This window comes from Pseudomonas sp. R1-43-08, from assembly GCF_003852255.1.
In the GTDB taxonomy this organism is placed as follows: Bacteria; Pseudomonadota; Gammaproteobacteria; order Pseudomonadales; family Pseudomonadaceae; genus Aquipseudomonas.
This window is the reverse complement of the sequence record NZ_CP027734.1, coordinates 619,223-645,771: the sequence shown is the minus strand read 5'-3', so window position 1 is coordinate 645,771 and position 26,549 is coordinate 619,223. Positions and strand designations below refer to the sequence as shown.

Sequence of the window (26,549 nt, the reverse complement as noted above, 5' to 3'; positions counted from 1 at the left end):
TGTTTCAGTTACAGATGTTGTGACTGACTCACCGCAATCGGGAGCAAGCCCCCTCCCACAGTTTGATCCGGGCCAGGCCTGGCTTACTTCTTGGGCTTGGCCTTCGCTTTCGCGCCGCGCTGACGCTGGGCTTCGAACAGGCACACGCCCGTTGCCACCGAAACGTTCAGGCTGCTGACGCTACCGGCCATCGGCAAGTGCACCAGGTAATCGCAATGCTCACGGGTCAAGCGGCGCATGCCCTTGCCTTCGGCGCCCATGATCAGGATGGTCGGGCCGGTGAGGTCCTGGTCATAGATGCTGACTTCAGCCTCCCCCGCCGTGCCGACAATCCACAAGCCGCGTTGCTGGAGCTTTTCCAGGGTGCGCGCCAGGTTGGTCACGGCCACCAGCGGAATCACTTCCGCCGCGCCGCAGGCGACTTTACGCACGACCGGCGTGAGGGTCGCCGACTTGTCTTTAGGCACGATCACCGCCAGCGCGCCGGCGGCATCCGCCGAACGCAGGCAGGCGCCGAGGTTGTGCGGGTCGGTCACGCCGTCCAGCACCAGCAGCAACGGCGCGCCTTCGGTACGGTCGAGCAGCTCGTCGAGCATGGCCTCGCCCCACACCTGGCTCGGGCTGACGTCGGCAACCACGCCTTGGTGAACGCCTTCTACCCATACGTCCATTTCACGGCGTTCAGCCTGGCCGATGGCAACCTTGTTCTGGTTGGCCAGCTCGACCAGCGCCTGCACGCGTGGCTCGCTGCGACCTTCCGCCAACCACACTTGCTTGACGCGCTTGGGGTGGTGACGCAGCAGTGCTTCTACGGCATGCACGCCGTAGATTTTTTCCAGACTCATGGCTTGGCCTTAGATTTGCGCGACCCGCCGCTTTTCGCGGGGGCCGAACCCGCTTTGGGCGGGCCTTTACGGTGTTTACTGGGTTTGCTCGAGGGTTTTTCCGCCCCTTGGGACTTTCCCCCAGACGCCGCTTTACCACCGCTTTTGGCTTCGTTGAGCAACTGCTGCTTCAACTCGCGACTCTTGCGCAGCTCGGCATTTTTCGCCGCAGCGTCGCTTGGGCGATAGGCTTCCGGGGCCTTTTCCTTGGCCGACGAACGACGACCAGCCTTGGCCGGCGCAGGCTCGGCGGCCGCCGCTTTCGCAGGAGCCCCTTTGCCTTTGCTGGCCGGCGCGGTGGTTTCGCCGCCACGCTTTTTGCGACCCGCAGGCTCGGCCGGCTTGTCAGGCATACCGAAGTCGATCTTGCGTTCGTCGAGGTCGACGCGCATGACCTGCACTTCCACCGTGTCACCCAGGCGGAAACTGCGCCCGGTGCGCTCGCCCGCCAGGCGGTGATGCACTGGGTCGAAGTGATAGTAGTCGCCCGGCAAGGCGGTGACGTGCACCAGGCCCTCGACGTAGATGTCGGTCAGCTCGACGAACAGGCCGAAACCGGTCACGGCGGTGATCACACCCGGGAACGACTCGCCCACGCGATCCTTCATGAATTCGCACTTGAGCCAATTCACCACATCGCGGGTGGCTTCATCGGCGCGGCGCTCGCTCATGGAGCACTGCTCGCCCAACTGTTCCAGGGCCGCTTCGTCGTACGGATAGATCCGTGCCTTCGGAATGGTCATGGCGCCGGCGCGCTTGACGTGCGGGGTGTTCTGCTTGGAATGGATCACGCTGCGGATCGCGCGGTGCGTGAGCAGGTCCGGGTAACGACGGATCGGCGAAGTGAAGTGGGTGTACGCCTCATAATTCAGGCCGAAGTGGCCCTGGTTATCAGCGCTGTACACCGCCTGGCTCAACGAGCGCAGCATGACGGTCTGGATCACGTGATAATCCGGACGGTCCTTGATGCTGGCCAGCAGAGCCTGGTAGTCCTTCGGCGTCGGGCCGTCCTTGCCTTTGTGCAGGGACAGGCCGAGCTCACCGAGGAAGGCGCGCAGTTTTTCCAGGCGCTCCGGCGGCGGGCCGTCGTGCACCCGGTACAGGGCAGGAATCTCGTGCTTTTTCAGGAACTCAGCGGTGGCCACGTTGGCGGCCAGCATGCATTCCTCGATCAGCTTGTGCGCGTCGTTACGCGTCGTTGGGGTGATCGCGGCGATCTTGCGCTCGGAACCGAAGACAATCCGGGTTTCCTGGGTTTCAAAATCGATCGCGCCACGCACATGACGGGCACCCAGCAACACTTTGTACAACGAGTACAGCTGCTTGAGGTGCGGCACCACGTCGGCGTACTCGGTACGCAGGGCTTTGGCTTCGCTGGTCTTCGGCGCTTCCAGGATGGTGCTGACCTTGTTGTAGGTCAGGCGCGCCTGGGAATGGATCACCGCTTCGTAGAACTGGTAATCGGTCATTTCGCCGGTTTTCGAGATGGTCATCTCGCACACCATGGCCAAACGGTCGACTTTCGGGTTCAGGGAGCACAGGCCGTTGGACAGCTGCTCGGGCAGCATCGGGATGACGCGCTCAGGGAAGTACACGGAGTTGCCGCGCACCTGGGCTTCGTTATCCAGGGCCGAACCGATCTTCACGTAGCTGGACACGTCGGCAATCGCGACGAACAGCTTCCAGCCGCCGGAGAACAGGCGCAGTTTGCCAGGCTTGGCTTCGCAGTAGACCGCATCGTCGAAGTCGCGGGCGTCTTCGCCGTCGATGGTGACGAACGGCAGATGGCGCAGGTCGATGCGCTTCTCTTTGTCCTTGTCTTCGACTTCCGGCTTGAGCTTGGCGGCTTCCTTGAGCACAGCGTCGGGCCAGACGTGAGGAATATCGTAGGTGCGCAGCGCGACGTCGATCTCCATGCCCGGCGCCATGTAGTTGCCGACCACTTCAACGATGTCGCCCTGGGGCTGGAAGCGCGCAGTTGGCCAGTGGGTGATTTTCACCTCGACGAACTGGCCGACCTTGGCGGCGCCATTGCGGCCCGGGGTGATCAGCACTTCCTGCTGGACCTTCGGGTTATCCGGCACGACGAAGCCGATACCGCCTTCTTCGAAGTAACGGCCGACGATGGACTCGTGGGCACGGGACACCACTTCGACGATCACGCCTTCACGACGACCACGACGGTCCAGCCCGGAAACACGCGCCAGCGCACGGTCGCCGTCAAACACCAGGCGCATTTGCGCAGGGCTCATGAACAGGTCGTCGCTGCCGTCATCCGGGATCAGGAAGCCGAAGCCGTCCCGGTGACCGGCGATGCGGCCGAGGATCAGGTCGAGCTTGTCGACCGGCGCATAGGTGCCACGGCGGGTGTAGATCAGCTGAGCGTCGCGCTCCATCGCACGCAAACGGCGGCGCAGGGCTTCGAGCTGGTCTTCGGTGGTCAGACCGAATTCTTCAACCAGCTGCTCACGGCTAGCAGGCGAACCCCGATCGGCGAGGTGCGCCAGGATCAGTTCGCGGCTAGGAATAGGGTTTTCATATTTTTCCGCTTCACGAGCGGCCTCGGGATCGAGGGACTGCCAATCGGCCATTAGAGAGTTTTCACCTTGTCTATATGCGGGTTAGTTTGGCATACGCGTATTGAAACGGGAAATTTCAGGCATCAACAAGTGTTTAAAAGCCCTTTGTAGCCCACCGACGCATACCTTGCACGACCATTGAGGGAATTTTCCAGGCTTTTTTCATACCGGGGGTTTACAGCTGAAAAAGGGCTCCGTATAGTGCGCGCCATCGACGACGGCAACGTTGTTGATGCTGCCCAGGTGGTGAAATTGGTAGACACGCCAGCTTCAGGTGCTGGTGATCGCAAGGTCGTGGAAGTTCGAGTCTTCTCCTGGGCACCAAATTCAGATCAAACCCGCGAAAGCGGGTTTTTTCGTTTCAGGTCTTTGATTCTTAACGTAAAACCTGATTTATTTTTTTGAATCAGGGGTTTACAGATCAAAAAGCCCGCCGTATAGTTCGCCCCATCAACAGCGGCAACGTTGCTTGATAATGCCCAGGTGGTGAAATTGGTAGACACGCCAGCTTCAGGTGCTGGTGATCGCAAGGTCGTGGAAGTTCGAGTCTTCTCCTGGGCACCAAATTCAGATCAAACCCGCGAAAGCGGGTTTTTTCGTTTCTGGGGTTTAAAACTTGGTGGTGGGGCCTGCTCATGCGCACTTGAGAAGGTTTATCGTTTATCCTTGTAAGAATTTGTAGCTTACAAGTGAGGAAAACCCCGGATGATGATCCGCGATACCCGTCTCAAGACCTCCCTTCTGCGTGGCCTGACCATCACTCTGCTCGGCCTGACCCTGCTCTCGCCCGCCGCCCATAGCGCCGAAAAGATCTCCCTGACCCTGTACAACGGTCAGCACAAGGAAGTCGGCGATGAACTCGCCAAAGCCTTCGAAGCCAAGACCGGCATTCACGTCAATGTACGCAAAGGCAGCAGCAATCAACTGGCCAGCCAAATCGTCGAAGAAGGCGACCGCTCGCCTGCCGACGTGATCTACACCGAAGAATCACCGCCGCTGAACAAGCTGGGCGAGCAAGGCCTGCTGGCCAGGATCGACGCCAGCACCCTCGATGTATTGCCCAAGGACTATGTCGGCAGTAACGGCGACTGGATGGGCGTGACCGCACGCACCCGCGTCGTCGCTTTCAATCCCAAGCTGATTGCCGAAAAAGACCTGCCCAAATCGGTGCTGGATTTCGCCGGTCCCGAGTGGCAAGGCAAGGTTGGCTTCGTGCCCACCAGCGGTGCGTTCCAGGAGCAGGCGGTGGCTATCATCAAGCTGCACGGGCGTGAAGCCGCAGAAGAATGGCTGACCGGCCTGCGCGCATTCGGCAAGGTGTACAGCAACAATATGGTTGCGCTCAAAGCCGTGGAAAACGGCGAAGTCGCCACCGTGCTGGTGAACAACTATTACTGGTTTGCCTTGAAGAAAGAGAAAACCAACCTCGACTCCCAACTGCACTATTTCACCGACGGCGATGCCGGCGGCCTGATTACCGTGTCTTCGGCTGCCGCGCTGAAATCCAGCAAACACCCCAAGGAAGCCCAGCAACTGCTGGCGTTCATGGCCAGTGAAGAAGGCCAGCGCGTGATCACCAACACCTCGGCTGAATACCCGCTGCGCAAAGGCATGCAGTCCAATCGCGGCCTCAAGCCTTTCAACGAACTGCAGCCGCCGAAAGTCACCCCCGCCGACCTGGGCAATGCCGAAGAGGCCCTGGAGCTGGAACGTGACGTTGGCTTGAACTGATGAACCCATCGCTCAGCGCCGCAGGTTTTCGCCCCCGGCGCAAACGCCCTTCGATCTGGCTGCTGTTGCCGGTGCTATTCCTGGTAGGCCTGAGTCTGTTGCCGCTGGCCTATGTCGGGCTCAAGACCTGGCAGGCTGGTTGGGCGCAGGCGGTGCATCTGCTGTGGCGACCTTATGTCTTCGGGCTGCTGCGCAACACCCTGGCGCTGATGGTGGGCGTGACGGTGGTGTGCGGCGTGGTCGGCCTGTCCCTGGCCTGGTTGCTGGAGCGCAGCAACCTGCCTGGACGGCGCCTCTGGGGGGTGATCCTGTGTCTGCCGTTTGCGGTGCCGGCGTTTGTCAGCAGCTTCACCTGGGTGTCGCTGAGCGCCAACTTCGAAGGCCTCGGCGGCGCGATCCTGGTGATGAGCCTGTCCAAATACCCGCTGGTGTTTCTGCCGGTGGCCGCGACACTGCGTAATCTTGATCCCGCCCTGGAAGAATCAGCGCGCACCCTGGGCCTGAATCGCTGGGGCGTATTCCGGCGCATCACCTTGCCGCTGTTGTGGCCCTCGCTGGTGGCCGGCGCGCTGCTGATTGCGCTGCACATGCTGGTGGAGTTCGGGGCTTTGTCGATCATCGGCTTGCAGACCTTCACGACCGCGATCTATCAGCAATTCGAGCTGGAGTTCAGCAACGCCAATGCGGCGATGCTCTCGGCGGTGCTCCTGGCGATGTGCCTGACCCTGCTGTGGCTGGAACTGCGCATGCGTGGCAAGGGCCGCCATGTACGTATTGGCCAGGGCGCGGCGCGGCATGCCGAACAGGTGAAATTGGGCAAGTGGGCGCCGCTCGGTCAGCTGTATTGCCTGGCGCTGGCAGTCATCGGCAGCGGCATTCCGCTGGGGATGCTCGGTTATTGGCTGGCCGTGGGCTCATCGGCGGCGTTTCCGGTGGCCGAGATCAGTGAAGCGTTGTTATCGTCCCTGGCGCTGTCCCTGGGTGGCGCAGCGGTGTGCCTGGCGTTGGCGGTGCCGGTAGGCTTGCTGGTGGTGCGCTATAAAGGCCGACTGGCGATCTGGGCTGAACGCCTGCCCTACCTGCTGCACGCCCTGCCCGGCCTGGTGATTGCACTGACCCTGGTGTATTTCGCCCTGCATTACGTGCCGGCGCTGTATCAAACGTCGGCGCTGCTACTGATCGCCTACGCGCTGTTGTTTCTGCCGCTGGCCCAGGCGCCGATACGCACGGCATTGAACAAGGCCGCGCCCCAGCTGGAAGAGGCAGCGCGGACGCTCGGGGCATCGCCCTTCAGTGCGTTTTGCCGGGTGACACTGCCGATCATCTTCCCGGCACTGGGTGCGGCGTTTGCCCTGGTGTTTCTGGATGCGATGAAGGAATTGACGGCGACCTTGCTGTTGAGTCCGACTGGGTTGAACACCTTGGCGACTGCCGTGTGGGCGCATACGTCGAATGTGGAGTTTGCGGCGGCGGCGCCTTATGCGGCGTTGTTGATCCTGGTGTCGGGGCTGCCGGTTTATTTGCTGACGACGCGGATGTATCTGAGTCGCTGAGACAGCTATCGGGGGCAAGCCCCCTCCCACATTTGGAATGCGTTCCCATGTGGGAGGGGGCTTGCTCCCGATGAGGCCAGAACAGGCAACACTAAGCTCGGAACTGCCCCAAACTCGCCTTCAACTGCGCCGCCAGCCCGTCCAGCACCTTGCCACTGGCCGTGGTTTCCACCACCGCCTGGGCAGCACGCTCAGCCTGGGCGTGGATCACCTCGACGCGCCCACGCACCGCATGCGCGCCCTGGGCCTGGTGCTCGGCCGCGCGGGTCGCCAGGCCTATTGCCGCATGCACCTGCTCCACCGAAGCCTGCACCGTGTGCTGCAAACGCACGCTCTCGCGCAGTACCAGCAAGCCCTCACTGGCCTGGCGCCCGGCTTTGCCGATGGTGTCCACCGCCTCACGCGCGCCCTGTTGCAACGCCACGATATGCGCCTGGATATCACCGGTGGAGCTTTGGGTTTTACTGGCCAGTGCGCGCACTTCGTCTGCAACCACCGCAAAACCGCGCCCCGTTTCACCGGCGCGCGCCGCTTCGATGGCGGCGTTCAGGGCGAGCAGGTTGGTTTGCTCGGCGATCCCATGGATCACCGTCAGCACCACTTCAATCTGCTCACTCTGTTGGGCCAGGCGCTCAATGACCTGGGACCCCGCCTGCACCTGCCCCGCCAACGCCTCGATCAAACTGCCAACTTCGGCCGACGTGCGTGAGTTCTCATCCGTCGCCTGGCGAATCTCCACCACCTGTTGCAGCGCCGCCTGCATGGCATGGCTTTCGGCCTGGGCCTCATCGGCCATCTGCGACAGTGCGCGCAGGCTCTCGGCGACTTCATCACGCTGCAAACCGGCAGCCTTGTCGGCACCCGCATTGCGCAAGGTCATCGCGCCGATTTCCACACCGGTGCGCTGGGCCACCTCACCCGCTTCGCGCACGATGGGCTGCAACTTATCCACAAAGCGATTGACCGCCGACGCCATGTCGCCGATCTCATCCTTGCTGCTGATTTGCACCCGCTTGGTAAGGTCGCCCTCGCCCGCCGCCAAATCATCCATGGCAGCGATCAGCAGCTTCAAGCGGTTGACGACGCGGCGACCGAGCACGATGGCGATCAGCAGTAATACGCCAAGACCGACCAGCGCCAGGCCCATGCCGATGCGCCAGCGCAGGGTGCCGGCGGCCTCTTGAACCGCGCTGGTGGTGTTGGCGGTCATCTGGGTGGCGGTGGCTTGCGCCGATTGCAGGCGCGCGCCCATGGCCGCAGCGCTATCCGCCGCTGCGCCTTTGAGGCTGTCACCGACCAGTTGATCACCGCTGGCAATCAGCGCGGCAAAACGCTTGTCCAGCGCTTGCAGATCGGCCTCGACCGACGCGGTGGAAACCCCCATGCGGACCTTGCCGATCTCCACGCCGTTGGGGCTGATCGAGGCTTCGACGTAATACACCGCAGGATCAGTCTTGGCCGCGTCCAGCACTTTATCCAGGGCCCGCTCCCCCGCGCCCTTTGCCAACAGGGCCTGGTTGATCGGGTTTTCACGGTTCAGGTAACGGGTCAGGTGCTCGCCCGCCGCGTCGTCATACACCACGAACAACACGTTGGGATTGCGCTGCGCACGCCGGGCGAACTCCGACAAGGTTGGCACATCGCTGTCCCACATGGCTCGCGGCGCCACCGACGCCAGCAACTGCGCCATGTCATTGGCAGAGTCCTGCAGATCTTTTTCCAGGGTCGCACGCAATTGCTTCTGCTCTTGCTGAAGGCGCGTGGAAAGCCCTGCGGTCAGACGCTGACGGGTGCTGGTGGACAAACTGTCCAGACTGGACGTGACTTCCTTGCCGGCCTGGGCCAATTCGCCGGACAGTTTCTGGCTGTCGATGCCCAGGCGATTACCCAAATCTGCCTCCAAGGCGGTGACTGTGCTCCGCGTCAGCGCGACGGCCACCAGCACTTGCACCAAAAGAGCGATACCTAGGGTAACGAATACTGGCCGCAACAGACGACTTTGTAACAACGAGAGAACGGCAGACACTGGGAATCCCTCCACCACGGGTGCCATTAAATTGATAGCACCTCGGAAAGAAGGAAACACAGCAAGGGTCGTGCCGCTTGCCAGACACAAACGACAAAGGGCTCCCGAAGGAGCCCTTTGCTTTTTACATCAACAGCTTATTAAGCGAACGGATGACGCAGAACGATGGTCTCGTTACGGTCCGGGCCCGTCGAAATAATGTCGATCGGCGCGCCAATCAGCTCTTCAACGCGCTTGATGTAAGCACGGGCATTGGCTGGCAGCTCTTCCAGGGTCTTGGCGCCCACGGTCGACTCGGTCCAGCCCGGCACTTCTTCGTACACAGGCTGCAGGCCCACGTAGCTGTCGGCGTCAGTAGGAGCGACGTCATTACCTGCGGCGTCTTTGTAACCGGTGCAGATGTTGATGGCTTCCAGACCGTCGAGCACGTCCAGCTTGGTCAGGCAGATGCCCGAGATGCTGTTCACATCGATAGCGCGACGCAGGATAACAGCGTCGAACCAGCCACAACGACGGGCGCGGCCAGTGGTTGCGCCGAACTCGTGGCCTTGCTTGGCCAGGTGCGCGCCGACTTCGTCGAACAGCTCAGTCGGGAACGGGCCCGAACCTACGCGGGTGGTGTAAGCCTTGGTGATGCCCAGGATGTAGTCCAGGAACATCGGGCCAACGCCCGAACCGGTAGCAACGCCGCCAGCGGTGGTGTTGGAACTGGTCACGTACGGGTAGGTGCCGTGGTCGATGTCGAGCAACGAACCCTGGGCGCCCTCGAACATGATGTCTTTGCCGGCGCGACGCAGGTCGTGCAACTCGGCCGTCACGTCCAGCATCAGCGGCTTGAGCAGCTCAGCGTATTCCTTGCATTCGGCCAGCGTCTTTTCGAACTCGATGGCCGGTTCTTTGTAGTAACCCACCAGCATGAAGTTGTGGTAATCCACCAGTTCACGCAGCTTGTCTTCAAAGCGCGGCATGTTGAGCAGGTCGCCCACACGCAGGCCACGGCGCGCCACCTTGTCTTCGTAGGCCGGGCCGATGCCGCGACCGGTGGTGCCGATCTTCAGCTCGCCACGGGCCTTTTCACGGGCCTGGTCCAGCGCCACGTGGAAGGACAGGATCAGCGGGCAGGATGGGCTGATACGCAGGCGCTCACGCACCGGTACCCCTTTCTCTTCCAGCTTGGTGATCTCGCGCAACAGGGCGTCCGGTGCAACCACCACGCCGTTGCCGATCAGGCACTGCACGCCTTCGCGCAGTACGCCCGACGGGATCAGGTGCAAGACGGTTTTTTCGCCATCGATGACCAGGGTGTGCCCCGCGTTGTGGCCACCTTGGTAGCGCACTACGGCGGCAGCATGTTCGGTCAGCAGATCAACGATCTTGCCTTTGCCCTCATCACCCCATTGGGTGCCCAGGACTACGACATTCTTACCCATAACACTTGTCCTCATTCGCGCAAACTTGGTGCCGGCGATGGCCGGCAGGAAAACTCAAGAAGCCAGTGGCGATACTTGCCAAAGCCCGTTCTGCTGAATCAATTGTCGGTCGCAGTCCGCTTCACCGGCGGCGGCCAATGGCTGCCCAGGCAAGGCCTGGACGACACGCTGACCCTCACTGCGCAACTGGCAAACCTGCTGCCAGAGTGCCGCGTCCGTACTGTCGGGCATCCAGATGCCACCAGACGGCAGCTCGACCTCAGCACGCCCCAGGGTCACCAGGGTTTTCAAATCGGTGGAAAAGCCAGTGGCCGGACGGGCGCGACCGAAGTCGGCGCCGATATCGTCGTAGCGACCGCCCTGGGCGATGGCCTGGCCAACACCCGGAACGAACACCGCGAACACCACACCGGTGTGGTAGTGGTAGCCGCGCAACTCGCCCAGGTCAAAATACAGCGGCAATTGCGGGAAGCGCGCCGACAACTGCTCGGCAATCGCCAGCACATCGTCCAGGGCCGCCAACACCGGCGCTGGCGCATTGGCCAGACGCTCACGCGCAGCCACCAGCACTTCACGGCCGCCGCACAGGTTGACCAACGCGCGCAACATCTGCGCGAGGTCAGCCGGCACGCCTTCGGTGAGGGCGATCACTTCGTCAATCGCCTTGCGTTGCAGGGCGTCGAACAGTTGTTGCTCGGCTTCACCGGACAAACCAGCGGCACGAGCGAGGCCACGGTAGATACCGACGTGGCCCAGGTCCATGTGCACGTCCGGCACATCAGCCAGTTGCAGCATGGCCAGCATCAGGCTGATCACCTCGATGTCGCTGCTCGGGCTCGCATCGCCATACAGCTCGGCGCCCAACTGGATCGGGCTGCGGGACGATGACAAGGCACGTGGCTGGGCATGCAGCACGCTGCCGGCGTAGCACAGGCGGCTCGGGCCTTCGCGGCGCAGGGTGTGCGCATCGATACGCGCCACTTGCGGCGTGATGTCGGCACGAAACCCCATCTGCCGGCCCGATTGCGGGTCGATAACCTTGAAGGTGCGCAGATCCAGGTCCTGGCCCGCGCCGGTCAGCAGGGATTCCAGGTACTCGATATGGGGAGTCACGACAAACTCGTAACCCCAGCTCTGGAACAGATCCAACACCTGGCGACGCGCTATTTCAATGCGCGCAGCTTCTGGTGGCAGTACTTCTTCGATGCCATCTGGCAGCAGCCAGCGGTCTACCGTTGCCATTACGCCATTCCCCTATGATCCGGGCGGCCAGCCCTCGGCCGAGCCTTGAGTGAAGCAGAAAATACCCGCCGCCTGCATAAACCACGCGCAAGAGCGACGTGACGAACGACCTGTAACCGGCCTCGTCGGGCACTTTCCTCGAAAAACCTGTCACGCCTGCCGAATCGAACATGCAGACGCAAAAAAGCCGGGAATTTCCCGGCTGCCGCATCATACACCCGTTTTCTGAAAGGATCACCCCGCCAGGCATTTTAGCCGCCCGACGGAGTGGTTCCTACAAAGAGACAGGCCTGTTACTTGGACTTTTCCAGGTAGCGGAAGAAGTCGCTGCTTGGGTCCAGCACCAGCACGTCGGTCTTGTTCGCGAAGCTTTCACGGTAGGCACGCAGGCTACGGTAGAACGCGTAGAACTCCTGGTCCTGGCCGTAAGCCTTGGCGTAGATCGCTGCGGCTTGAGCATCACCATCACCACGGGCCTCTTCAGACTCGCGATAGGCTTCTGCCAGCAGTACACGGCGCTGACGATCGGCATCCGCACGGATACCTTCGGCCAGCTCGTTACCCTTGGCGCGGTGCTCACGGGCCTCACGCTCACGCTCAGTGCTCATGCGCTCGAACACGCTGCGGTTCACTTCCTTGGGCAGGTCAATGGCCTTGACGCGCACATCGACCACTTCGATACCCAGCTCTTTCTCCGCCATGGTGTTCAGCGAACGAGTGATGTCAGCCATCAGCGCATCACGTTCACCGGATACCACCTCATGCAGGGTGCGCTTACCAAACTGGTCGCGCAGGCCCGATTCCAGACGGCGCGACAAACGCTCGTCGGCAATCTGCTTGAGGCCGGAAGTCGCGGTGTAGAAGCGCTCGGCGTCCTTGACGCGCCACTTGGCGTAGGCGTCAACCATCACGGCTTTCTTTTCCAGGGTCAGGAAGCGCTGTGTCGGTGCATCCAGGGTCATCAGGCGGGCGTCGAACTTGCGCACCTGGTTGACGTAGGGGACTTTCACATGCAGGCCCGGCTGGACATCCGCCTGGACCACGCGACCGAATTGCAGCAGCACCGCACGCTCGGTCTGAGCCACGATGTAGAAGCAGTTCCAGGCAGCGATGACCACGACGACGCCCACAATCAGGGCGGTCAGCGATTTATTGCTCATCAACGGCTCTCCCTGGTACGTGTTTGCTGTTGCAGCAAGTCAGCGGCCGCACGGGCGCTCGCTTCGTTGGCAGCGGCATTCGAACCGGTGGACGGCGCGCTGGCGCCGCTACGACCACCTTCGATCATCTTGTCCAGCGGCAGGTACAGCAGGTTGTTCTGCCCACCCTTGCTGCCGGTCACGAGAACCTTGCTGGTATTGCTGAAGACTTCCTGCATGGTGTCCAGGTACAGACGCTCACGGGTCACCTCAGGTGCCTTGCGGTACTCGGCAACCAGTTTGGTAAAGCGGTCTGCCTCACCCTTGGCACGGGAGACCACTTCGTCGCGATAACCGTTGGCATCTTCGAGGATGCGCTGGGCTTGACCACGGGCTTCCGGCACCACGCCATTGGCGTAGGTTTCTGCCTGGTTGCGCGAACGCTGCTCGTCTTCACGGGCACGGATCACGTCGTCAAAGGCTTCCTGCACTTCACGCGGTGCGGCAGCGCTCTGTACGTTGACCTGGGTGACCGTGATACCGGTGCGATAGGTATCGAGGAACCGTTGCAGGCGCTCCTTGATTTCGCTGGCCATCAATTCACGCCCTTCGGTCAGCACCTGGTCCATGGCGGTGGAACCCACCACATGGCGCAAGGCACTTTCGGTTGCGTGTTGCAGGCTGATTTCCGGCTGGTCGACGTTCAGCACGAAGTCCTGCAGGTTGGTGATCTTGTACTGCACGGTCAGCGGCACTTCGACGATGTTCTCGTCTTCGGTCAGCATCTGGCCCTGCTTGGTGTAGGCACGCTCACGCGTGACGTTCTCCATGTACTTCTTGTCGATCGGCGGGAAATAGATGTTCAGGCCTGGCCCGACAGTCTCGTAGTACTTGCCGAAGCGCAGCACCACGGCTTGCTCCTGCTCGTCCACTACATAGACCGCGCTGTACAGCCAGACGGCCGCAAGCACGACAAGGCCCAGGCCCAGCAGGCCATAGCCACCGCCCTTGCTCGTGCGACCACCCTCGTCACTACCGCGTTTTTTTCCACCACCGAACAACCCATTCAGGCTTTCCTGCAGCTTTCGGAAGGCCTCGTCGAGATCCGGTGGCCCCTTGCGGTCGCCATTATTGCGGCGCTTACCACCCCAAGGATCCTGATTATTCGAGTTGCCACCCGGCTCATTCCAAGCCATAGCGCTCTCCATCTGATAAAGCAAAGACGCACCCACGGCGCGCCGACCAATGCTACAGAATGCCTGCCACCGCGGCACAACCGCTTTCTCAGGCTTTTATTGCAAAGTGTGTTGCTCGATGAACTCTGCCGGTACAACACCCTCGCGACTGACCAGTCGATTGAGCTCCGAGCGCGGCAATCGAACGTCCAGCAAGCTGACACCTTCTTCGTCGTGTTCTTCTTTCTGTACCGCGCCCAGCTCGAAAAACTGTGCACGCAGTCGAGCAAAACGCTGCGGCAAGCGCAAGGTGCCCACGAACAAATCGCTGCCGAGCAACTCGGCAATGGCTTGTTCCAGCAGCTCCAGGCCACTGCCATCACGCGCCGACAGCCAGACCCGCTGAGGCTTGCCGTTCTCGTCGCGCTGAATTTGTGGCTCGACGCCTTCAAGCAAATCGAGTTTGTTATAGACCTCGAGGATCGGCAAGTCCTGTGCACCAATCTCGCCCAGCACTACCATCACCTGCTCGATCTGCAGCATGCGATCCGGTTCAGCCGCATCGATTACGTGCAACAGCAGGTCGGAATTGCTCGACTCTTCGAGCGTAGACCGAAATGCCTCGACCAGCTTGTGCGGCAAGTGCCGGATGAAACCCACGGTATCGGCCAGGACGATCGGCCCCAGGTCGCCGATATCCAGGCGGCGCAGGGTCGGGTCGAGCGTGGCGAACAGTTGGTCTGCCGCGTACACGTCCGATTTCGTCACGTTGTTGAAGAGTGTGGATTTGCCGGCGTTGGTGTACCCCACCAGTGACACGGTAGGGATATCCGCACGCGAACGGCCTCGACGCGATTGCTCGCGCTGGCTGCGCACTTTTTCCAGGCGGCCCTTGATCTGGCGCAGGCGAACCCGCAACAGGCGTCGGTCGGTTTCCAGCTGGGTTTCACCCGGGCCACGCATGCCGATGCCGCCGCCCTGGCGCTCAAGGTGAGTCCAACCGCGCACCAGGCGGGTGCTCATGTGGTCAAGCTGGGCCAGTTCGACCTGCAGTTTGCCTTCATGGGTACGCGCGCGTTGGGCGAAAATATCGAGAATCAGACCGGTGCGGTCGATCACGCGACACTCGAAGACACGTTCGAGGTTACGTTCCTGACTGGGCGTGAGGGTGTGATTGAAGATCACCAGATCGGCTTCTTCAGCGTGGACCAGGTCGCGCAATTCCTCGACCTTGCCGCTGCCGATCAGGTATTTGGCGGTTGGCCGATGACGCGGCACGTTAAAAAACGCAACGGTCTCGGCGCCGGCCGAATTTGCCAACTCCTGAAACTCCTGCGGATCTTCGCGCGCCTCAGGGTCCTGTCCATCCAAGTGAACGAGGATTACTCGCTCACCACCACCGTGGCGCTCAAAGAACAAAGGAGACTCCTATCAGGCGTTACCTGGCTCAGCGTCAGCTGCTTCATCACCTGCTGCGCTAGGCAGACGGATCGGACGAACAGGGACGACTGTAGAGATAGCGTGTTTGTAAACCATCTGGCTGACGGTGTTTTTCAGCAGGATCACGAACTGGTCGAACGACTCGATCGTACCTTGCAACTTGATACCGTTGACCAGATAGATGGAAACCCCCACTTTCTCTTTACGTAAAGTATTCAAGTAAGGGTCTTGTAGCGAATGCCCTTTTGACATGTGCCGCACTCCTTTAAGGATCAATAATAAAAATCGGAAAATAAATAGCTCATGGCCGTCACACCCCCAAGGATAGACGGCAATTGCAAGGACTCAGCTCAATATGGAGACCGTTCCCAAGTATTTCAAGGCGCGTGACAGATTGTCGCTGTCCAGGCTGTCCAGCCAGTGCAAATCGCTCCAGCTGCGCAGCCAGGTGAACTGGCGCTTCGCCAATTGGCGCGTGGCAATGATGCCGCGCTCCTGCATTTCGGCTGACGTCAGCTTGCCATCCAGATGATCCCAGACTTGGCGGTAGCCTACAGCACGTATCGAAGGCAATCCTGGATGCAGATCACCTCGGGAACGCAGTGCTACGACCTCCTCCACAAACCCCTGTTCCAACATAATTGTGAATCTTTGTGCAATTCGTTCATGCAGCACCTGGCGATTTGCCGGAGCGATGGCCAGATTCGCCACAGTATAGGGCAATTGTGACTGACCAGATGCGTCTGCATCAGCACTTTGCGCAGTTTGTTTCAGCCTGTGTTCAGTCATGGTCTGGCCGCTGACGCGCCAGACTTCCAGCGCACGGGTAAGCCGCTGGGGGTCGTTGGGGTGGATGCGCGCCGCAGACACCGGGTCTACCGCCGCCAGCTGGTCGTGCAGGGCCTGCCAGCCGAGGCGCGCGGCTTGATCTTCAAGCTCGGCGCGCACCTGGGCGTCAGCGGGCGGCATGTCCGCCAGGCCCTCCTGCAGAGCCTTGTAATACAGCATCGTGCCGCCGACCAGCAGCGGGATGTTGCCCCGCGCGGTGATTTCAGCCATGGCGGCCAGGGCGTCGGTACGGAAATCTGCGGCCGAATAGCTTTCGGACGGGTCGATAATGTCGATCAACCGATGCGGATGCCGGGCTAACAGCTCTTTCGAAGGCTTGGCCGTGCCGATGTCCATGTCCCGGTAAACCAGGGCAGAGTCGACGCTGATCAGCTCGCACGGCAAGACCTTGGTCAGCTCGATGGCCAGGTCGGTCTTGCCCGCGGCCGTCGGGCCCATCAGGAAGATCGCGGGGGGCAAGGCACTCATCAGCGACCGCGCAGGAACAGTTTGTCCAGATCATCCAGGCCCATCTGGGTCCAGGTCGGTCGGCCATGGTTGCATTGGCCACTGCGCTCGGTGTTTTCCATGTCGCGCAGCAGGCCGTTCATTTCCGGCAGGGCCAGTCGGCGGTTGGCGCGGATGGCACCGTGGCAGGCCATGGTGCCGAGCAGTTCGTTGATATGCGCCTGGATACGGTCGCTGGTGCCGTATTCCATCAGGTCCGCCAGTACGTCGGACACCAGGCGATTGGCCTCAGCCTGCTTGAGCAGCGCGGGAATCTGGCGGATCGCCAGGGTCTCCGGGCCCAGGCGTTGCAGTTCAAAGCCCAGCTTCTGGAACACGCCGTGGTGTTCCTCGGCACAATCGGCTTCCCGCTGGCTGACTGCCAGGGATTCCGGCACCAGCAGTGGCTGACCACTGAGCCCTTCACTGGCCATGGCGATCTTCAGGCGCTCGTACATGATCCGCTCGTGGGCGGCGTGCATGTCTACCAGCACCAGGCCGTGGGCATTTTCCGCAAGGATGTAGATGCCCTTGAGTTGCGCCAGCGCGTAGCCCAGCGGCGGAATATCACCGCCGCCCTCGGGCAAGGCAACCGTGCCCGGCTCGGCACCCGGCAACGGCGCGAAGAATTCACGGTAAGCCGCCTGGGCCTCAGCCACCGGCACGGTCGATTGCGGCCGTGGGGTGTATTGATATTGATAACCCGCGCCGGCGCCCGAGTTGGGTGCCGTGTAACTCGGCTGCGGCTGCGATGATTGCAACAGGTTACCGGCGAGGCTCATTTCGCCCTGGGGACCGAACTCGCCGGCCTCAGGGCCGCTCGGGCGGACCACCGCCGTTACGATTGGCGCGGACAACTGGTCATCCGGGCGCACATCGCCCAGGGCGCGATGCAGGGTCCCGTAGAGGAAGTCATGCACCATGCGCCCGTCGCGGAATCTCACCTCGTGCTTGGTCGGGTGCACATTGACGTCGACCACCGAGGGGTCGACCTCGAAAAACAGCACAAACGTCGGATGCCGACCGTTGAACAATACGTCGCGGTACGCCTGGCGAACCGCATGGGCCACCAGTTTGTCGCGCACCGCACGGCCGTTGACGAAGAAATACTGCAAATCGGCTTGGCTGCGGGAGAAGGTCGGCAAACCGACCCAGCCCCATAGGCGCAAGCCATTGCGTTCGATTTCAATCGGCAGCGCCTGCTCCAGGAACCCGGCACCGCACACGGCCGCCACTCGCCGAGCGCGCGCGGCGTCATCATTGGCTTCGTGCAGGCTGAGGATGGTCTTGCCGTTGTGGCGCAGATGGAACGCCACATCGAAGCGCGCCAGGGCCAGGCGCTTGATCACTTCCTGCAGGTGGTCGAATTCGGTTTTCTCGGCCTTGAGGAATTTGCGCCGCGCCGGGGTGTTGAAGAACAGGTCGCGCACTTCCACCGAGGTGCCCACCGGATGGGCTGCCGGCTGGACCCGCGGCGCCATGTCGCGGCCTTCGGTCTCTACTTGCCAGGCCTGTTCGGCGCCGCGCGTACGGGAAGTCAGGGTCAAGCGGGCCACGGAGCTGATGGAGGCCAGGGCCTCACCGCGAAAGCCCAGGCTCATCACTCTTTCAAGGTCTTCCAGGTCGCGAATCTTGCTGGTGGCGTGACGGGCCAGGGCCAGCGGCAGGTCATCCGAAGAGATGCCGCTGCCATCGTCACGCACCCGCAGCAGCTTGACGCCGCCCTGCTCCACATCTACGTCGATGCGCTTGGCGCCGGAATCGATACTGTTTTCCAGCAGTTCCTTGATCACCGACGCCGGGCGCTCGACCACCTCACCTGCGGCGATCTGGTTAGCCAGGCGCGGGCTGAGCAATTCAATGCGCGAGCCACTATTCAACACAGATTCGCTCATTACTGCGCCGCCAATTCAGTGCCGGGGATGGTCAACATCTGGCCAATTCTCAACTCGTCGGTTTTCAGGTTGTTAGCGCTGCGCAAGGCGGCGGGGGTGACCTGGAAACGTACGGCCAGCATCGCCACGGTGTCGCCAGGCTGCACGCGGTGGTCACGCGGGCCCTGGGCGATTTTGCCGGAGTCACGCAACCAGGCGATGTAAGTGCCCGGTGGCGGGTTCTGTTGGAAGAACTGGCGCACGCCGGCGCTGATCGAGCGCGCCAACGCTTGCTGGTGGCTGGCACTGGCCAGCTTCGAGGCCTCGTTGGCGTTGGAAATGAAGCCGGTTTCGACCAGGATCGACGGGATATCCGGCGACTTCAACACCATGAACCCGGCCTGCTCCACGCGCTGCTTGTGCAGCGAGGTGACCCGGCCAATGTTACTCAGGACTTTCTGGCCGACGTTCAGGCTGGACGTCAGCGAGGCGGTCATCGACAAGTCGAGCAGTACGCCGGCGAGCATTTTGTCTTTGTCATCGAGGGAGACGTTGCCGGCCCCGCCGATCAAGTCGGAACGGTTTTCACTGTCGGCCAGCCAACGGGCGGTCTCGGACGTGGCGCCACGATCGGACAAGGCAAACACCGACGCACCGAACGCCGCCGAGGATGGGGCGGCGTCGGCGTGGATCGATACGAACAGGTCCGCGCCCTTCTTGCGGGCGATTTCGGTACGCCCGCGCAACGGGATGAAATAGTCACCGGTACGGGTCAGTTCGGCGCGATAGCCTTTCATGCCGTTGACCTGGCGTTGCAGTTCGCGGGCGATCGCCAGCACCACGTCTTTTTCATGCTGGCCGCGCGAGCCGGACGCGCCGGGGTCTTCGCCACCGTGGCCGGCATCGATCACCACGATAATGTCGCGCTTGCCTGCCGGAGCGGGCGGCGGCGGTGGCAGCTTGACCTGCGGCTGCGAGGGGTTGACCGGCACCGCCGGCACCGTCGCCACGCTGGGCGTCGGCGCAGGCGGCGGGGCGGCATCGGCGGGGTTGTCGAACAGGTCGACCACCAGGCGGTTGCCATATTGGGCGTTGGGCGCCAGGGAGAAGCTTTTGGGGGTGACCGCTTTTTTCAGGTCGATGACCACGCGCAAATCGGTCGGCGTACGCTGGGCCGAACGCATCATCGTAATCGGGGTGTTGGCGGTGGAGACTTTCAGCGGTGCAGCCAGGGTCGCACCGTTGATGTCGATCACCAGGCGATCAGGCGCCGTGAGGGTAAAGACGCTGTGCTGGACCGGGCCCGACAGGTCGAACACCAGTCGCGTGTTATCCGGCGCTCGCCACAGGCGGACACTCTTGACCTGTGAAGCAGCCACAGCATTGACAGTCATTGCCGCAAGCAACACCCCCACGACAGCAACCAACGCGCGAAAGCGCATACCTAACCCCACCAATTATTTGAATTCCAATGCCAGAGCATCACGCCACGCTTCACCGCGCGGGCTCTGGGGCAACAACTTCAGCTGACGTCCGTGCTCGTGCGGCGTAATGGTAATGGTCATGTCAGGCTTTGGCAAAAAGCCTGTGCCTTTATCTGGCCACTCGATCAGGCACAGCGCGTCTTCGTCGAAGTAATCACGAATGCCCATGAACTCCAGCTCTTCAGGGTCGACCAGGCGATAGAGGTCGAAGTGGAAGGCACGCACGTCACCGATCTCGTAGGGTTCGACCAGGGTGAACGTCGGGCTTTTTACCGCACCGGCATGGCCCAACCCGCGAATGATGCCCCGGGACAGCGTAGTCTTGCCCGCCCCCAGGTCACCTTCGAGAAAGACCAGCCCCGCCCCGCCCGTCACCCGTGCAATAGCGTGACCGAACGCGACCATCGCGTCTTCATCGGCCAGGAAAAGATTTACTTCAGGCACGGCGACTGCTGCTCCAGCAATTGACGAATGGCAGGTATCAGGTCGCTCGCTGCCAGCCCGCGACCGAAGGTGCCCTGGCGATCCCCTGCCGTTGCGTGCAGCCACACGGCCAGGCAGCTGGCCTCATACGCCGGCATGCCCTGGGCGAGCAATGCGCCCACGAGGCCGGCCAATACGTCACCGAGCCCTGCCGTCGCCATGGCGGGATGGCCCTGGTCACAACGTGAAACGCGCCCGTCCGGGCTTGCAATCAAACTGCCGGCACCCTTGAGAATAGCCACTGCGTCGAATTTACGGCTCAACGCGCGCGCCACCTTAAGGCGGTCGGCCTGAACCTCGGCTGTCGAAATGCCCAGCAGCCGTGCGGCTTCGCCTGGATGCGGGGTGATCACGCAATTGGCGGGCAGGCTGACGCTGCCGGTCGCCAATTGATTCAAGGCATCGGCGTCCCAGACTTGCGGCAGGTGCGCGTTGGCGGCGACGGACAGCAGGCTTTTACCCCAGGACGCGTCACCGAGACCGGGGCCGATCACAATGACCGAGATTTTTTCCAGCAAGCCCATCAGTTGATTGGCCGAACTCACGCCTACGGTCATCACTTCCGGCAAGCGCGCCAGCGCGGCGGGAACATGCTCCACGCGGGTCGCCAGGGACACCATGCCGGCGCCACTGCGCAACGCGCTCTCGGCACTGAGCAGCGCGGCGCCGCCAAAGCCTCGGTCGCCGCCAATCACCAATAGATGGCCAAACTGCCCTTTATGGGCGTCCGGTGAGCGCGCAGCCAGTTGCGGCAAGTGGCCGGGCAACAGCGGCTGCACGTCGGTTATTTCGTGTTTTGTCTGAGGCATGCGTCTTCAAGCTCCGATGTCTGGCAGAATTATACGCATCTAACCTGTGGTTTCCCGTGTCTCATGCCCGCTATTACCTCCGATCTGCCCGCCCTCGCCCAATCGATCAAAGACTGGGGCCGCGAGCTGGGTTTCCAACAAGTCGGCATCAGCGGTCTCGACCTGGCTGAGCATGAACAGCACCTGCAACGCTGGCTCGACGCGGGCTACCACGGCGAGATGGACTACATGGGCGCCCATGGCAGCAAACGCTCCCACCCCGAAGAACTGGTGCCCGGCACCTTGCGCGTGGTGTCACTGCGCATGGACTACCTGCCCGGCGACACGCAAATGGCGCAACTGCTGGCCGAGCCGGAAAAAGCCTATGTCTCGCGTTACGCCCTGGGCCGCGACTATCACAAGCTGATCCGCAAGCGCGTGCAGCAACTGGCTGACCGTATCCAGGCGCAGATCGGGCCGTTCGGCTTTCGAGCCTTTGTCGACAGCGCACCCGTACTGGAAAAAGCCATCGCCGAACAGGCCGGCCTCGGCTGGATCGGCAAGAACACCCTGGTACTCAATCGCAAGGCCGGCAGCTATTTCTTCCTGAGCGAACTGTTTGTCGATTTGCCGTTACCGGTCGACCCACCCCATACCACCGAGCACTGTGGCCGCTGCACGGCGTGCCTGGACATCTGCCCCACCAACGCGTTCGTCGGCCCTTACGTGCTGGATGCCCGGCGCTGCATTTCCTACCTGACCATCGAGCTCAAGAGCGCCATTCCCGAGGACCTGCGCCCACTGATCGGCAACCGGGTATTTGGCTGCGATGACTGTCAGATCGTTTGCCCGTGGAATCGTTTCGCCCGACCCACTGGCGAAAGCGATTTCAAGCCACGGCACAATCTGGATAACGCGACCCTGGCCGAACTGTTTATGTGGGACGAGGATAAATTCCTCAGCAGCACCGAAGGCTCACCCTTGCGCCGGGCCGGATACGAGCGCTGGCTGCGCAACCTGGCGGTGGGCCTGGGTAACGCACCCTCGAGCATTCCGGTGCTGGAAGCCTTGAAGGCGCGGCGCGACTACCCGTCGGAACTGGTGCGTGAACATGTGGAATGGGCGCTGAACCAGCACGCCGCTCGCTAGTGGACGTCGTCGTTGTAGACGAACTTGGGCATTTCCCAGTGAAACCGGATCGCCAACAGGCGCAGTAGAAAGCCGCTGAACAAGGTCAGCAGGATCGCCTGTTCGCTGGGCAATTCCAGATACAGGCACAGCAAGTAAAACCAGGCGGCGAGGAACGACACGCTGGCGTACAGCTCACGGCGGAAGATCAGCGGGATGTCGTTACAGAAGATGTCCCGCAGGATGCCGCCAAATACGCCGGTGATCACCCCGCTGACCGACGCAACCAGCATGCCGTGCCCCATTTCCAGGGCGGTCATGCAGCCGATCAAAGTGAACGCCACCAACCCCACGGCATCCAGCGCCAGGAACAGCGAGCGCAGATGGCGCATCAACGGTGCGATAAAGATAGTCACCAGTGCGGCGACGGAGGTCAGCACCAGGTATTCAGGGTGCTTGACCCAGGTCAGCGGGTAATGCCCCAGCAACATATCGCGCACCGAACCGCCACCCAGCGCCGTTACGCAAGCGATCAGCACCACGCCAAACCAGTCCATACCACGCCGGCCGGCGGACAAGGCGCCCGTCATGGCTTCGGCGGTGATGGCGATGAGGTAGAGCATCAGCAGCATGATGGCGATCCTTGCAGAGAGGCCGGCAGTCTAATCATTTGCTGATGGCACCAAAAGGGGGCGCTTGGCGATAAACCGAGTCGCCTGCCATCGGGGGCAAGCCCCCTCCCACATTGGGACGCAGAGCGTCCTGGGCTGCATTCCCACGCGGAGCGTGGGAACGATCCAAGGCGGAAGGTCTTCAAGCCTTGATGAAATGCTTGCGGTAATGCTGCAACTCGGCGATCGACTCGCGAATATCATCCAGCGCCAGGTGCGTGCTGCCTTTATGGAAGCTGTCTTTGACCTCCGGCGCCCAGCGTGCAGCCAGCTCTTTCAAGGTGGACACGTCCAGGTTGCGATAATGGAAGTAGCTCTCCAGCGCCTTCATATGCGTATAAAGGAAGCGACGGTCCTGGCAGATACTGTTACCGCAGATCGGCGATTTACCCTTGGGCACCCATTTTTCCAGGAACGCGATGGTTTCGGCTTCGGCTTCGGCCATGCTGATGCGGCTGTCGCGTACTCGCTGGGTCAGGCCGGAGTTGCCGTGGGTGCGGGTATTCCATTCGTCCATGGTGGCGAGCACCGCATCGCTGTGATGGATGGCGATCACCGGACCTTCGGCCAAGGTGTTGAGGTTGCTGTCGGTGACAATCGTTGCCATCTCGATGATGACGTCGGTGTCGGGGTTCAGACCGGTCATTTCCAGATCGATCCAAATCAGGTTCTGTGGGTTTTGCATGGCTTGATTCTCTTGGCACCTTGGCGTAGCCGGGCAGTTTAGCAGGCGGCGCCGTGCTAGACTCGCGACCGTTTCACCCAACTTTTGCATTATCGACACGGAACACCAATGGCCAAACGCCAGCTCAATCGTCGCCAAAACTGGCGCATCGAAAAGATTCAAGGCGAACGCGCAGCGCGCGCCGCCAAACGAGAGTCCTCCGCCGTGGAAGCGCTTGAGGGCGGCGACCTGGGTCCCGAACAAACGGGCCTGGTGATCGCGCACTTCGGCGTACAGGTCGAAGTCGAGGCGCTGGAAGGCGAGCTCGCCGGCTCGGTATCCCGCTGCCATTTGCGCGCCAACCTGCCTGCGCTGGTGACCGGCGACAAGGTGGTCTGGCGTGCCGGCAACCAGGGCATCGGCGTGATCGTCGCCCAGTTGCCCCGCAGCACCGAGCTGCGCCGCCCCGACAGCCGCGGCCAGCTCAAGCCGGTGGCGGCCAACGTCGACATGATCGTGATTGTGTTCGCGCCGCTGCCCGAGCCCCACGCCAACCTGATAGACCGCTATCTGGTCGCCGCCGAGCATGCCGGTATCCGTCCGCTGTTGCTGCTGAACAAATTTGACTTGATCGACGAGCAGAACGCGCCGGCGCTTAACGCATTACTGGCGGTCTACCGCACGCTGGGTTATCCGGTACTGGAAGTCTCGGCACACCACGGCAACGGCATGGAACAGCTGCAACAGCAGTTGGACGGGCGTATCAGCGTGTTTGTCGGCCAGTCCGGCGTGGGCAAATCGTCGCTGGTCAACAGCCTGCTGCCGGAAGTCGACACCCGTGTCGGCCCTCTGTCGGAGCTGTCCGGTCAGGGCACCCACACCACCACCACCGCACGGCTGTTCCACTTCCCCGGAGGCGGCGAGCTGATCGACTCCCCAGGCATTCGTGAATTCGGCCTCGGTCATGTCAGCCGCAGCGACGTGGAAGCAGGCTTCATCGAGTTCAACGACCTGATCGGCACCTGCCGCTTCCGCGACTGCAAACACGACCGCGAGCCGGGCTGTGCATTGCTCAAGGCCCTGGAAGATGGCCGCGTGCAGCAGCAACGGATGAATAGCTATCGGTCGATTATTGCGAGTTTGCCTGAGAGCAGTTACTGATGGTCAACTTCTTGGTACATATAAATCAGGACGCCGATCCTCATAATCCATTGATTTAATAGGTGCAGGCATCAAGAATTCAGGCCAACTCGGTGGCTTACAAACACAAGCTGGCTTGTATTCGGATTTTCTGATGCCCATAATTGCTCCGTCACCAGCGAAAGCTGGCAGGAGTCTGGATCCTTTTCGGAGTTGATCCAGCGGCGCAGAAGGGGCGAAGCAAGCTCCGCTGCGTGTCGAATGAAGCCGCCTTCGGGCGGCTTTGCTTTTTGTGGGGTATTAACAATTGGCTCTCTACTATCACCCCAAACAGGGCGATGTACTGCTGTGCGACTTCACGCGGGGCTTTGTGGCTCCGGAGATGCTGAAGATCCGTAAGGTCGTAGTGATATCCCCAACCTCTACGCACAATCGCAAACTGTGCACCGTGGTGCCGATTTCCTCTACTGCACCAGATATCCGGCACGACTGGCACCATCTGCTACGCGCCAACCCACTTCAATCCGACGGTTACAAAGAGCTGTGGGTAAAGTGCGACATGATTTACACCGTCAGCTTCGAACGCCTCGACAAACTGCACAGAAAGACCCGCTCCAAGGGTCGAGAGTACTTCGTACCGCGCCTGTGCGCGGATGATATGCGAGGCGTAATCGGTGGCGTCAAAGCGTACCTGCCACTCTGACCGCAAATGAAAACGCCCCGGCTGATCGGGGCGTTTTCATTTCTGGCTTATAGAGACCGCTTACGGCGCAGGCGCAGGCGCCGTCGGGTCCTTCACGCCACCATCATCAAACAGGTTCAGCTTCTGGCGCAGTTCATGGGCCGGCAGCGGCTCCTGCCCTGGTGGGAGCGCATTCGGGTCCGCCGGTACTTCACCGGGGGCGCCTTCACCCTGAGCCGGCTGTGGCGGTGGCGGTTGATCGCCCTCGATCGCACGCTGGGCCTTTTTGGTCAGCACGACGATGTCGATCCGACGGTTGATCGGGTTGAACGGCTCCTTGGGGTCAAACAGCTGCGATGACGCAAAGCCCACCACCCGCGCCACTTGCGGGTCCGGGTAGCTGCCAGCCACCAGCGCACGGCGGGCGGCGTTGGCGCGGTTGGCCGAGAGCTCCCAGTTGCCGAAGTCGCCCTGCCCCGCGTAGGGCTTGGCATCGGTGTGGCCGCTGATACTGATCTTGTTCGGCACCGCCTTGATGGTGTCGGCCATGGCCAGCAAGATATCTTCGAAGTACGGCTTCAAGCGTGCGCTGCCGGAATCGAACATCGGCCGGTTGGCGGCGTCGGTGATCTGGATGCGCAAGCCTTCCGGAGTGATCTCGAAGGAAATCTGATCCTTGAACTTCAGCAGTTGCGGGTTTTCCTCAACTTTGGTCTGCAGCTCCTGCAACAACAGCTCGAGGCGTTCTTTCTCGACCTGTTCGGCCATGGTTTCGACCTTATCGCGCTCGATCGGGATTTTTTCCTGGGGCGATTCGGTCTGCACTTCCGGGTTGATGGTGCGCTCCGGCGCCAACTGCGGCGAGCCACCCAGGTCGATCACGAAGGGCGTGCCACTTTCCGAAAAACCAATCGGGTCCTTGAAGTAACCCGCGATGGCAATCTTCTGTTCAGGGGTAGCGGTGGACATCAGCCACAGCACCAGGAAGAACGCCATCATTGCCGTCGCGAAGTCGGCAAAGGCGATTTTCCAGGCGCCGCCATGGTGCCCCGCTGCGAAGCGCTTGACGCGCTTGATGATGATCGGCTGGTTGTTTTCCAT

The 26,549-nt window shown here is 61.5% G+C and carries 23 protein-coding genes, 2 tRNA genes and 1 pseudogene; 7 read left to right on the top strand and 19 right to left on the bottom strand.

Annotation, left to right across the window (positions count from 1 at the left end):
• Positions 1-83: 83 nt before the first annotated feature.
• On the bottom strand, positions 84-845 hold the full coding sequence (gene rlmB, locus C4J87_RS02700) for a 23S rRNA (guanosine(2251)-2'-O)-methyltransferase RlmB (RefSeq protein ID WP_124365632.1): 762 nt from the start codon (positions 843-845) through the stop codon (positions 84-86).
• On the bottom strand, positions 842-3,475 hold the full coding sequence (gene rnr, locus C4J87_RS02695; protein WP_124365631.1) for a ribonuclease R: 2,634 nt from the start codon (positions 3,473-3,475) through the stop codon (positions 842-844). Before rnr ends, rlmB begins: the two co-directional genes overlap by 4 nt.
• Before the next feature lie 225 nt (positions 3,476-3,700).
• On the opposite strand from rnr, the gene C4J87_RS02690 reads away from it, so the two are divergent.
• Positions 3,701-3,787: transfer RNA gene (locus C4J87_RS02690), tRNA-Leu, on the top strand.
• A gap of 8 nt (positions 3,788-3,795) precedes the next feature.
• On the opposite strand, the gene C4J87_RS26060 is transcribed toward C4J87_RS02690, so the two are convergent.
• Entirely contained in the window at positions 3,796-3,966 is a 171-nt protein-coding gene (locus C4J87_RS26060; protein WP_164485227.1) for a hypothetical protein, read from the bottom strand.
• Between C4J87_RS26060 and C4J87_RS02685 the strand changes: the two genes are divergently transcribed.
• The 3 genes from C4J87_RS02685 to C4J87_RS02675 all read left to right on the top strand — a co-directional run bounded on the left by C4J87_RS02685 (position 3,941) and on the right by C4J87_RS02675 (position 6,747).
• A tRNA-Leu gene (locus tag C4J87_RS02685) sits at positions 3,941-4,027 on the top strand. The two genes, C4J87_RS26060 and C4J87_RS02685, sit on opposite strands and share 26 nt — an antisense overlap.
• Before the next feature lie 141 nt (positions 4,028-4,168).
• Positions 4,169-5,194: an iron ABC transporter substrate-binding protein gene (locus C4J87_RS02680; protein WP_124365630.1), complete on the top strand. Its 1,026-nt coding sequence runs from the start codon at positions 4,169-4,171 to the stop codon at positions 5,192-5,194.
• Positions 5,194-6,747: an iron ABC transporter permease gene (locus C4J87_RS02675; protein ID WP_124365629.1), complete on the top strand. Its 1,554-nt coding sequence runs from the start codon at positions 5,194-5,196 to the stop codon at positions 6,745-6,747. Before C4J87_RS02680 ends, C4J87_RS02675 begins: the two co-directional genes overlap by 1 nt.
• A gap of 91 nt (positions 6,748-6,838) precedes the next feature.
• On the opposite strand, the gene C4J87_RS26585 is transcribed toward C4J87_RS02675, so the two are convergent.
• The 13 genes and pseudogenes from C4J87_RS26585 to C4J87_RS02615 all read right to left on the bottom strand — a co-directional run bounded on the left by C4J87_RS26585 (position 6,839) and on the right by C4J87_RS02615 (position 21,184).
• Entirely contained in the window at positions 6,839-7,543 is a 705-nt protein-coding gene (locus C4J87_RS26585) for a methyl-accepting chemotaxis protein (protein WP_372238438.1), read from the bottom strand.
• A 201-nt stretch (positions 7,544-7,744) separates the two neighbouring features.
• A pseudogene (locus tag C4J87_RS26580) lies at positions 7,745-7,798 on the bottom strand (hypothetical protein); the annotation flags it as partial.
• A 1,115-nt stretch (positions 7,799-8,913) separates the two neighbouring features.
• A complete protein-coding gene (locus C4J87_RS02665; protein ID WP_124365627.1) occupies positions 8,914-10,203 on the bottom strand; it encodes an adenylosuccinate synthase in 1,290 nt (429 codons plus the stop codon).
• A gap of 54 nt (positions 10,204-10,257) precedes the next feature.
• Positions 10,258-11,445 (bottom strand): ATP phosphoribosyltransferase regulatory subunit, encoded by a 1,188-nt coding sequence (locus C4J87_RS02660; RefSeq protein ID WP_124365626.1) that lies wholly within the window; start codon positions 11,443-11,445, stop codon positions 10,258-10,260.
• 293 nt (positions 11,446-11,738) lie between these two features.
• Entirely contained in the window at positions 11,739-12,605 is an 867-nt protein-coding gene (gene hflC / locus C4J87_RS02655; RefSeq protein ID WP_003188064.1) for a protease modulator HflC, read from the bottom strand.
• Positions 12,605-13,780, bottom strand: a complete 1,176-nt coding sequence (gene hflK / locus C4J87_RS02650) for an FtsH protease activity modulator HflK (RefSeq protein ID WP_124365625.1) — start codon at positions 13,778-13,780, stop codon at positions 12,605-12,607. Before hflK ends, hflC begins: the two co-directional genes overlap by 1 nt.
• 96 nt (positions 13,781-13,876) lie before the next feature.
• Positions 13,877-15,178, bottom strand: a complete 1,302-nt coding sequence (gene hflX / locus C4J87_RS02645) for a ribosome rescue GTPase HflX (RefSeq protein ID WP_124361023.1) — start codon at positions 15,176-15,178, stop codon at positions 13,877-13,879.
• A 12-nt stretch (positions 15,179-15,190) separates the two neighbouring features.
• Positions 15,191-15,451 (bottom strand): RNA chaperone Hfq, encoded by a 261-nt coding sequence (hfq, locus tag C4J87_RS02640; RefSeq protein ID WP_016976904.1) that lies wholly within the window; start codon positions 15,449-15,451, stop codon positions 15,191-15,193.
• 93 nt (positions 15,452-15,544) lie between these two features.
• Positions 15,545-16,516: a tRNA (adenosine(37)-N6)-dimethylallyltransferase MiaA gene (gene miaA / locus C4J87_RS02635; protein WP_124361022.1), complete on the bottom strand. Its 972-nt coding sequence runs from the start codon at positions 16,514-16,516 to the stop codon at positions 15,545-15,547.
• Positions 16,516-18,429: a DNA mismatch repair endonuclease MutL gene (mutL, locus tag C4J87_RS02630; RefSeq protein ID WP_124365624.1), complete on the bottom strand. Its 1,914-nt coding sequence runs from the start codon at positions 18,427-18,429 to the stop codon at positions 16,516-16,518. Before mutL ends, miaA begins: the two co-directional genes overlap by 1 nt.
• On the bottom strand, positions 18,429-19,850 hold the full coding sequence (locus C4J87_RS02625; protein ID WP_124365623.1) for an N-acetylmuramoyl-L-alanine amidase: 1,422 nt from the start codon (positions 19,848-19,850) through the stop codon (positions 18,429-18,431). Before C4J87_RS02625 ends, mutL begins: the two co-directional genes overlap by 1 nt.
• Positions 19,851-19,865: 15 nt before the next feature.
• Positions 19,866-20,336: a tRNA (adenosine(37)-N6)-threonylcarbamoyltransferase complex ATPase subunit type 1 TsaE gene (tsaE, locus tag C4J87_RS02620; protein ID WP_124365622.1), complete on the bottom strand. Its 471-nt coding sequence runs from the start codon at positions 20,334-20,336 to the stop codon at positions 19,866-19,868.
• Positions 20,324-21,184 carry an NAD(P)H-hydrate dehydratase gene (locus C4J87_RS02615; RefSeq protein ID WP_124365621.1) on the bottom strand — a complete coding sequence of 287 codons (861 nt, stop codon included), beginning with the start codon at positions 21,182-21,184 and terminating at the stop codon, positions 20,324-20,326. The genes tsaE and C4J87_RS02615 overlap by 13 nt, the downstream gene beginning before the upstream one ends.
• A gap of 63 nt (positions 21,185-21,247) precedes the next feature.
• On the opposite strand from C4J87_RS02615, the gene queG reads away from it, so the two are divergent.
• Positions 21,248-22,312 carry a tRNA epoxyqueuosine(34) reductase QueG gene (queG, locus tag C4J87_RS02610; protein WP_124365620.1) on the top strand — a complete coding sequence of 355 codons (1,065 nt, stop codon included), beginning with the start codon at positions 21,248-21,250 and terminating at the stop codon, positions 22,310-22,312.
• Here the strand turns inward: queG and C4J87_RS02605 are convergent.
• Positions 22,309-22,926 (bottom strand): trimeric intracellular cation channel family protein, encoded by a 618-nt coding sequence (locus tag C4J87_RS02605; protein ID WP_177412764.1) that lies wholly within the window; start codon positions 22,924-22,926, stop codon positions 22,309-22,311. The genes queG and C4J87_RS02605 overlap by 4 nt on opposite strands.
• 178 nt (positions 22,927-23,104) lie before the next feature.
• Positions 23,105-23,647, bottom strand: a complete 543-nt coding sequence (gene orn, locus C4J87_RS02600; RefSeq protein WP_010213620.1) for an oligoribonuclease — start codon at positions 23,645-23,647, stop codon at positions 23,105-23,107.
• 108 nt (positions 23,648-23,755) lie between these two features.
• Between orn and rsgA the strand changes: the two genes are divergently transcribed.
• Positions 23,756-24,787 (top strand): small ribosomal subunit biogenesis GTPase RsgA, encoded by a 1,032-nt coding sequence (gene rsgA, locus C4J87_RS02595; RefSeq protein WP_005784215.1) that lies wholly within the window; start codon positions 23,756-23,758, stop codon positions 24,785-24,787.
• Positions 24,788-25,073: 286 nt separating this feature from the next.
• Positions 25,074-25,469, top strand: coding sequence for a type II toxin-antitoxin system PemK/MazF family toxin (locus C4J87_RS02590; protein WP_124365619.1), 396 nt, complete (start codon positions 25,074-25,076; stop codon positions 25,467-25,469).
• A 60-nt stretch (positions 25,470-25,529) separates the two neighbouring features.
• Here C4J87_RS02590 and motB read toward each other — a convergent pair whose 3' ends face one another.
• Positions 25,530-26,549: a flagellar motor protein MotB gene (gene motB, locus C4J87_RS02585; RefSeq protein ID WP_124365618.1), complete on the bottom strand. Its 1,020-nt coding sequence runs from the start codon at positions 26,547-26,549 to the stop codon at positions 25,530-25,532.

What these genes read in the sequence shown, in the direction of transcription:
- mutL (WP_124365624.1), bottom strand. Translation starts at nt 18,429, where the DNA reads ATGAGCGAATCTGTGTTGAATAGTGGCTCGCGCATTGAATTGCTCAGC.
- rlmB (WP_124365632.1), bottom strand. Translation starts at nt 845, where the DNA reads ATGAGTCTGGAAAAAATCTACGGCGTGCATGCCGTAGAAGCACTGCTG.
- rsgA (WP_005784215.1), top strand. Translation starts at nt 23,756, where the DNA reads ATGGCCAAACGCCAGCTCAATCGTCGCCAAAACTGGCGCATCGAAAAG.
- C4J87_RS02680 (WP_124365630.1), top strand. Translation starts at nt 4,169, where the DNA reads ATGATGATCCGCGATACCCGTCTCAAGACCTCCCTTCTGCGTGGCCTG.
- miaA (WP_124361022.1), bottom strand. Translation starts at nt 16,516, where the DNA reads ATGAGTGCCTTGCCCCCCGCGATCTTCCTGATGGGCCCGACGGCCGCG.
- hfq (WP_016976904.1), bottom strand. Translation starts at nt 15,451, where the DNA reads ATGTCAAAAGGGCATTCGCTACAAGACCCTTACTTGAATACTTTACGT.
- motB (WP_124365618.1), bottom strand. Translation starts at nt 26,549, where the DNA reads ATGGAAAACAACCAGCCGATCATCATCAAGCGCGTCAAGCGCTTCGCA.
- hflK (WP_124365625.1), bottom strand. Translation starts at nt 13,780, where the DNA reads ATGGCTTGGAATGAGCCGGGTGGCAACTCGAATAATCAGGATCCTTGG.
- C4J87_RS26585 (WP_372238438.1), bottom strand. Translation starts at nt 7,543, where the DNA reads ATGGCCGATGAGGCCCAGGCCGAAAGCCATGCCATGCAGGCGGCGCTG.
- C4J87_RS02665 (WP_124365627.1), bottom strand. Translation starts at nt 10,203, where the DNA reads ATGGGTAAGAATGTCGTAGTCCTGGGCACCCAATGGGGTGATGAGGGC.
- C4J87_RS02660 (WP_124365626.1), bottom strand. Translation starts at nt 11,445, where the DNA reads ATGGCAACGGTAGACCGCTGGCTGCTGCCAGATGGCATCGAAGAAGTA.
- orn (WP_010213620.1), bottom strand. Translation starts at nt 23,647, where the DNA reads ATGCAAAACCCACAGAACCTGATTTGGATCGATCTGGAAATGACCGGT.
- hflC (WP_003188064.1), bottom strand. Translation starts at nt 12,605, where the DNA reads ATGAGCAATAAATCGCTGACCGCCCTGATTGTGGGCGTCGTCGTGGTC.
- rnr (WP_124365631.1), bottom strand. Translation starts at nt 3,475, where the DNA reads ATGGCCGATTGGCAGTCCCTCGATCCCGAGGCCGCTCGTGAAGCGGAA.
- C4J87_RS02625 (WP_124365623.1), bottom strand. Translation starts at nt 19,850, where the DNA reads ATGCGCTTTCGCGCGTTGGTTGCTGTCGTGGGGGTGTTGCTTGCGGCA.
- C4J87_RS02675 (WP_124365629.1), top strand. Translation starts at nt 5,194, where the DNA reads ATGAACCCATCGCTCAGCGCCGCAGGTTTTCGCCCCCGGCGCAAACGC.
- queG (WP_124365620.1), top strand. Translation starts at nt 21,248, where the DNA reads ATGCCCGCTATTACCTCCGATCTGCCCGCCCTCGCCCAATCGATCAAA.
- C4J87_RS02615 (WP_124365621.1), bottom strand. Translation starts at nt 21,184, where the DNA reads ATGCCTCAGACAAAACACGAAATAACCGACGTGCAGCCGCTGTTGCCC.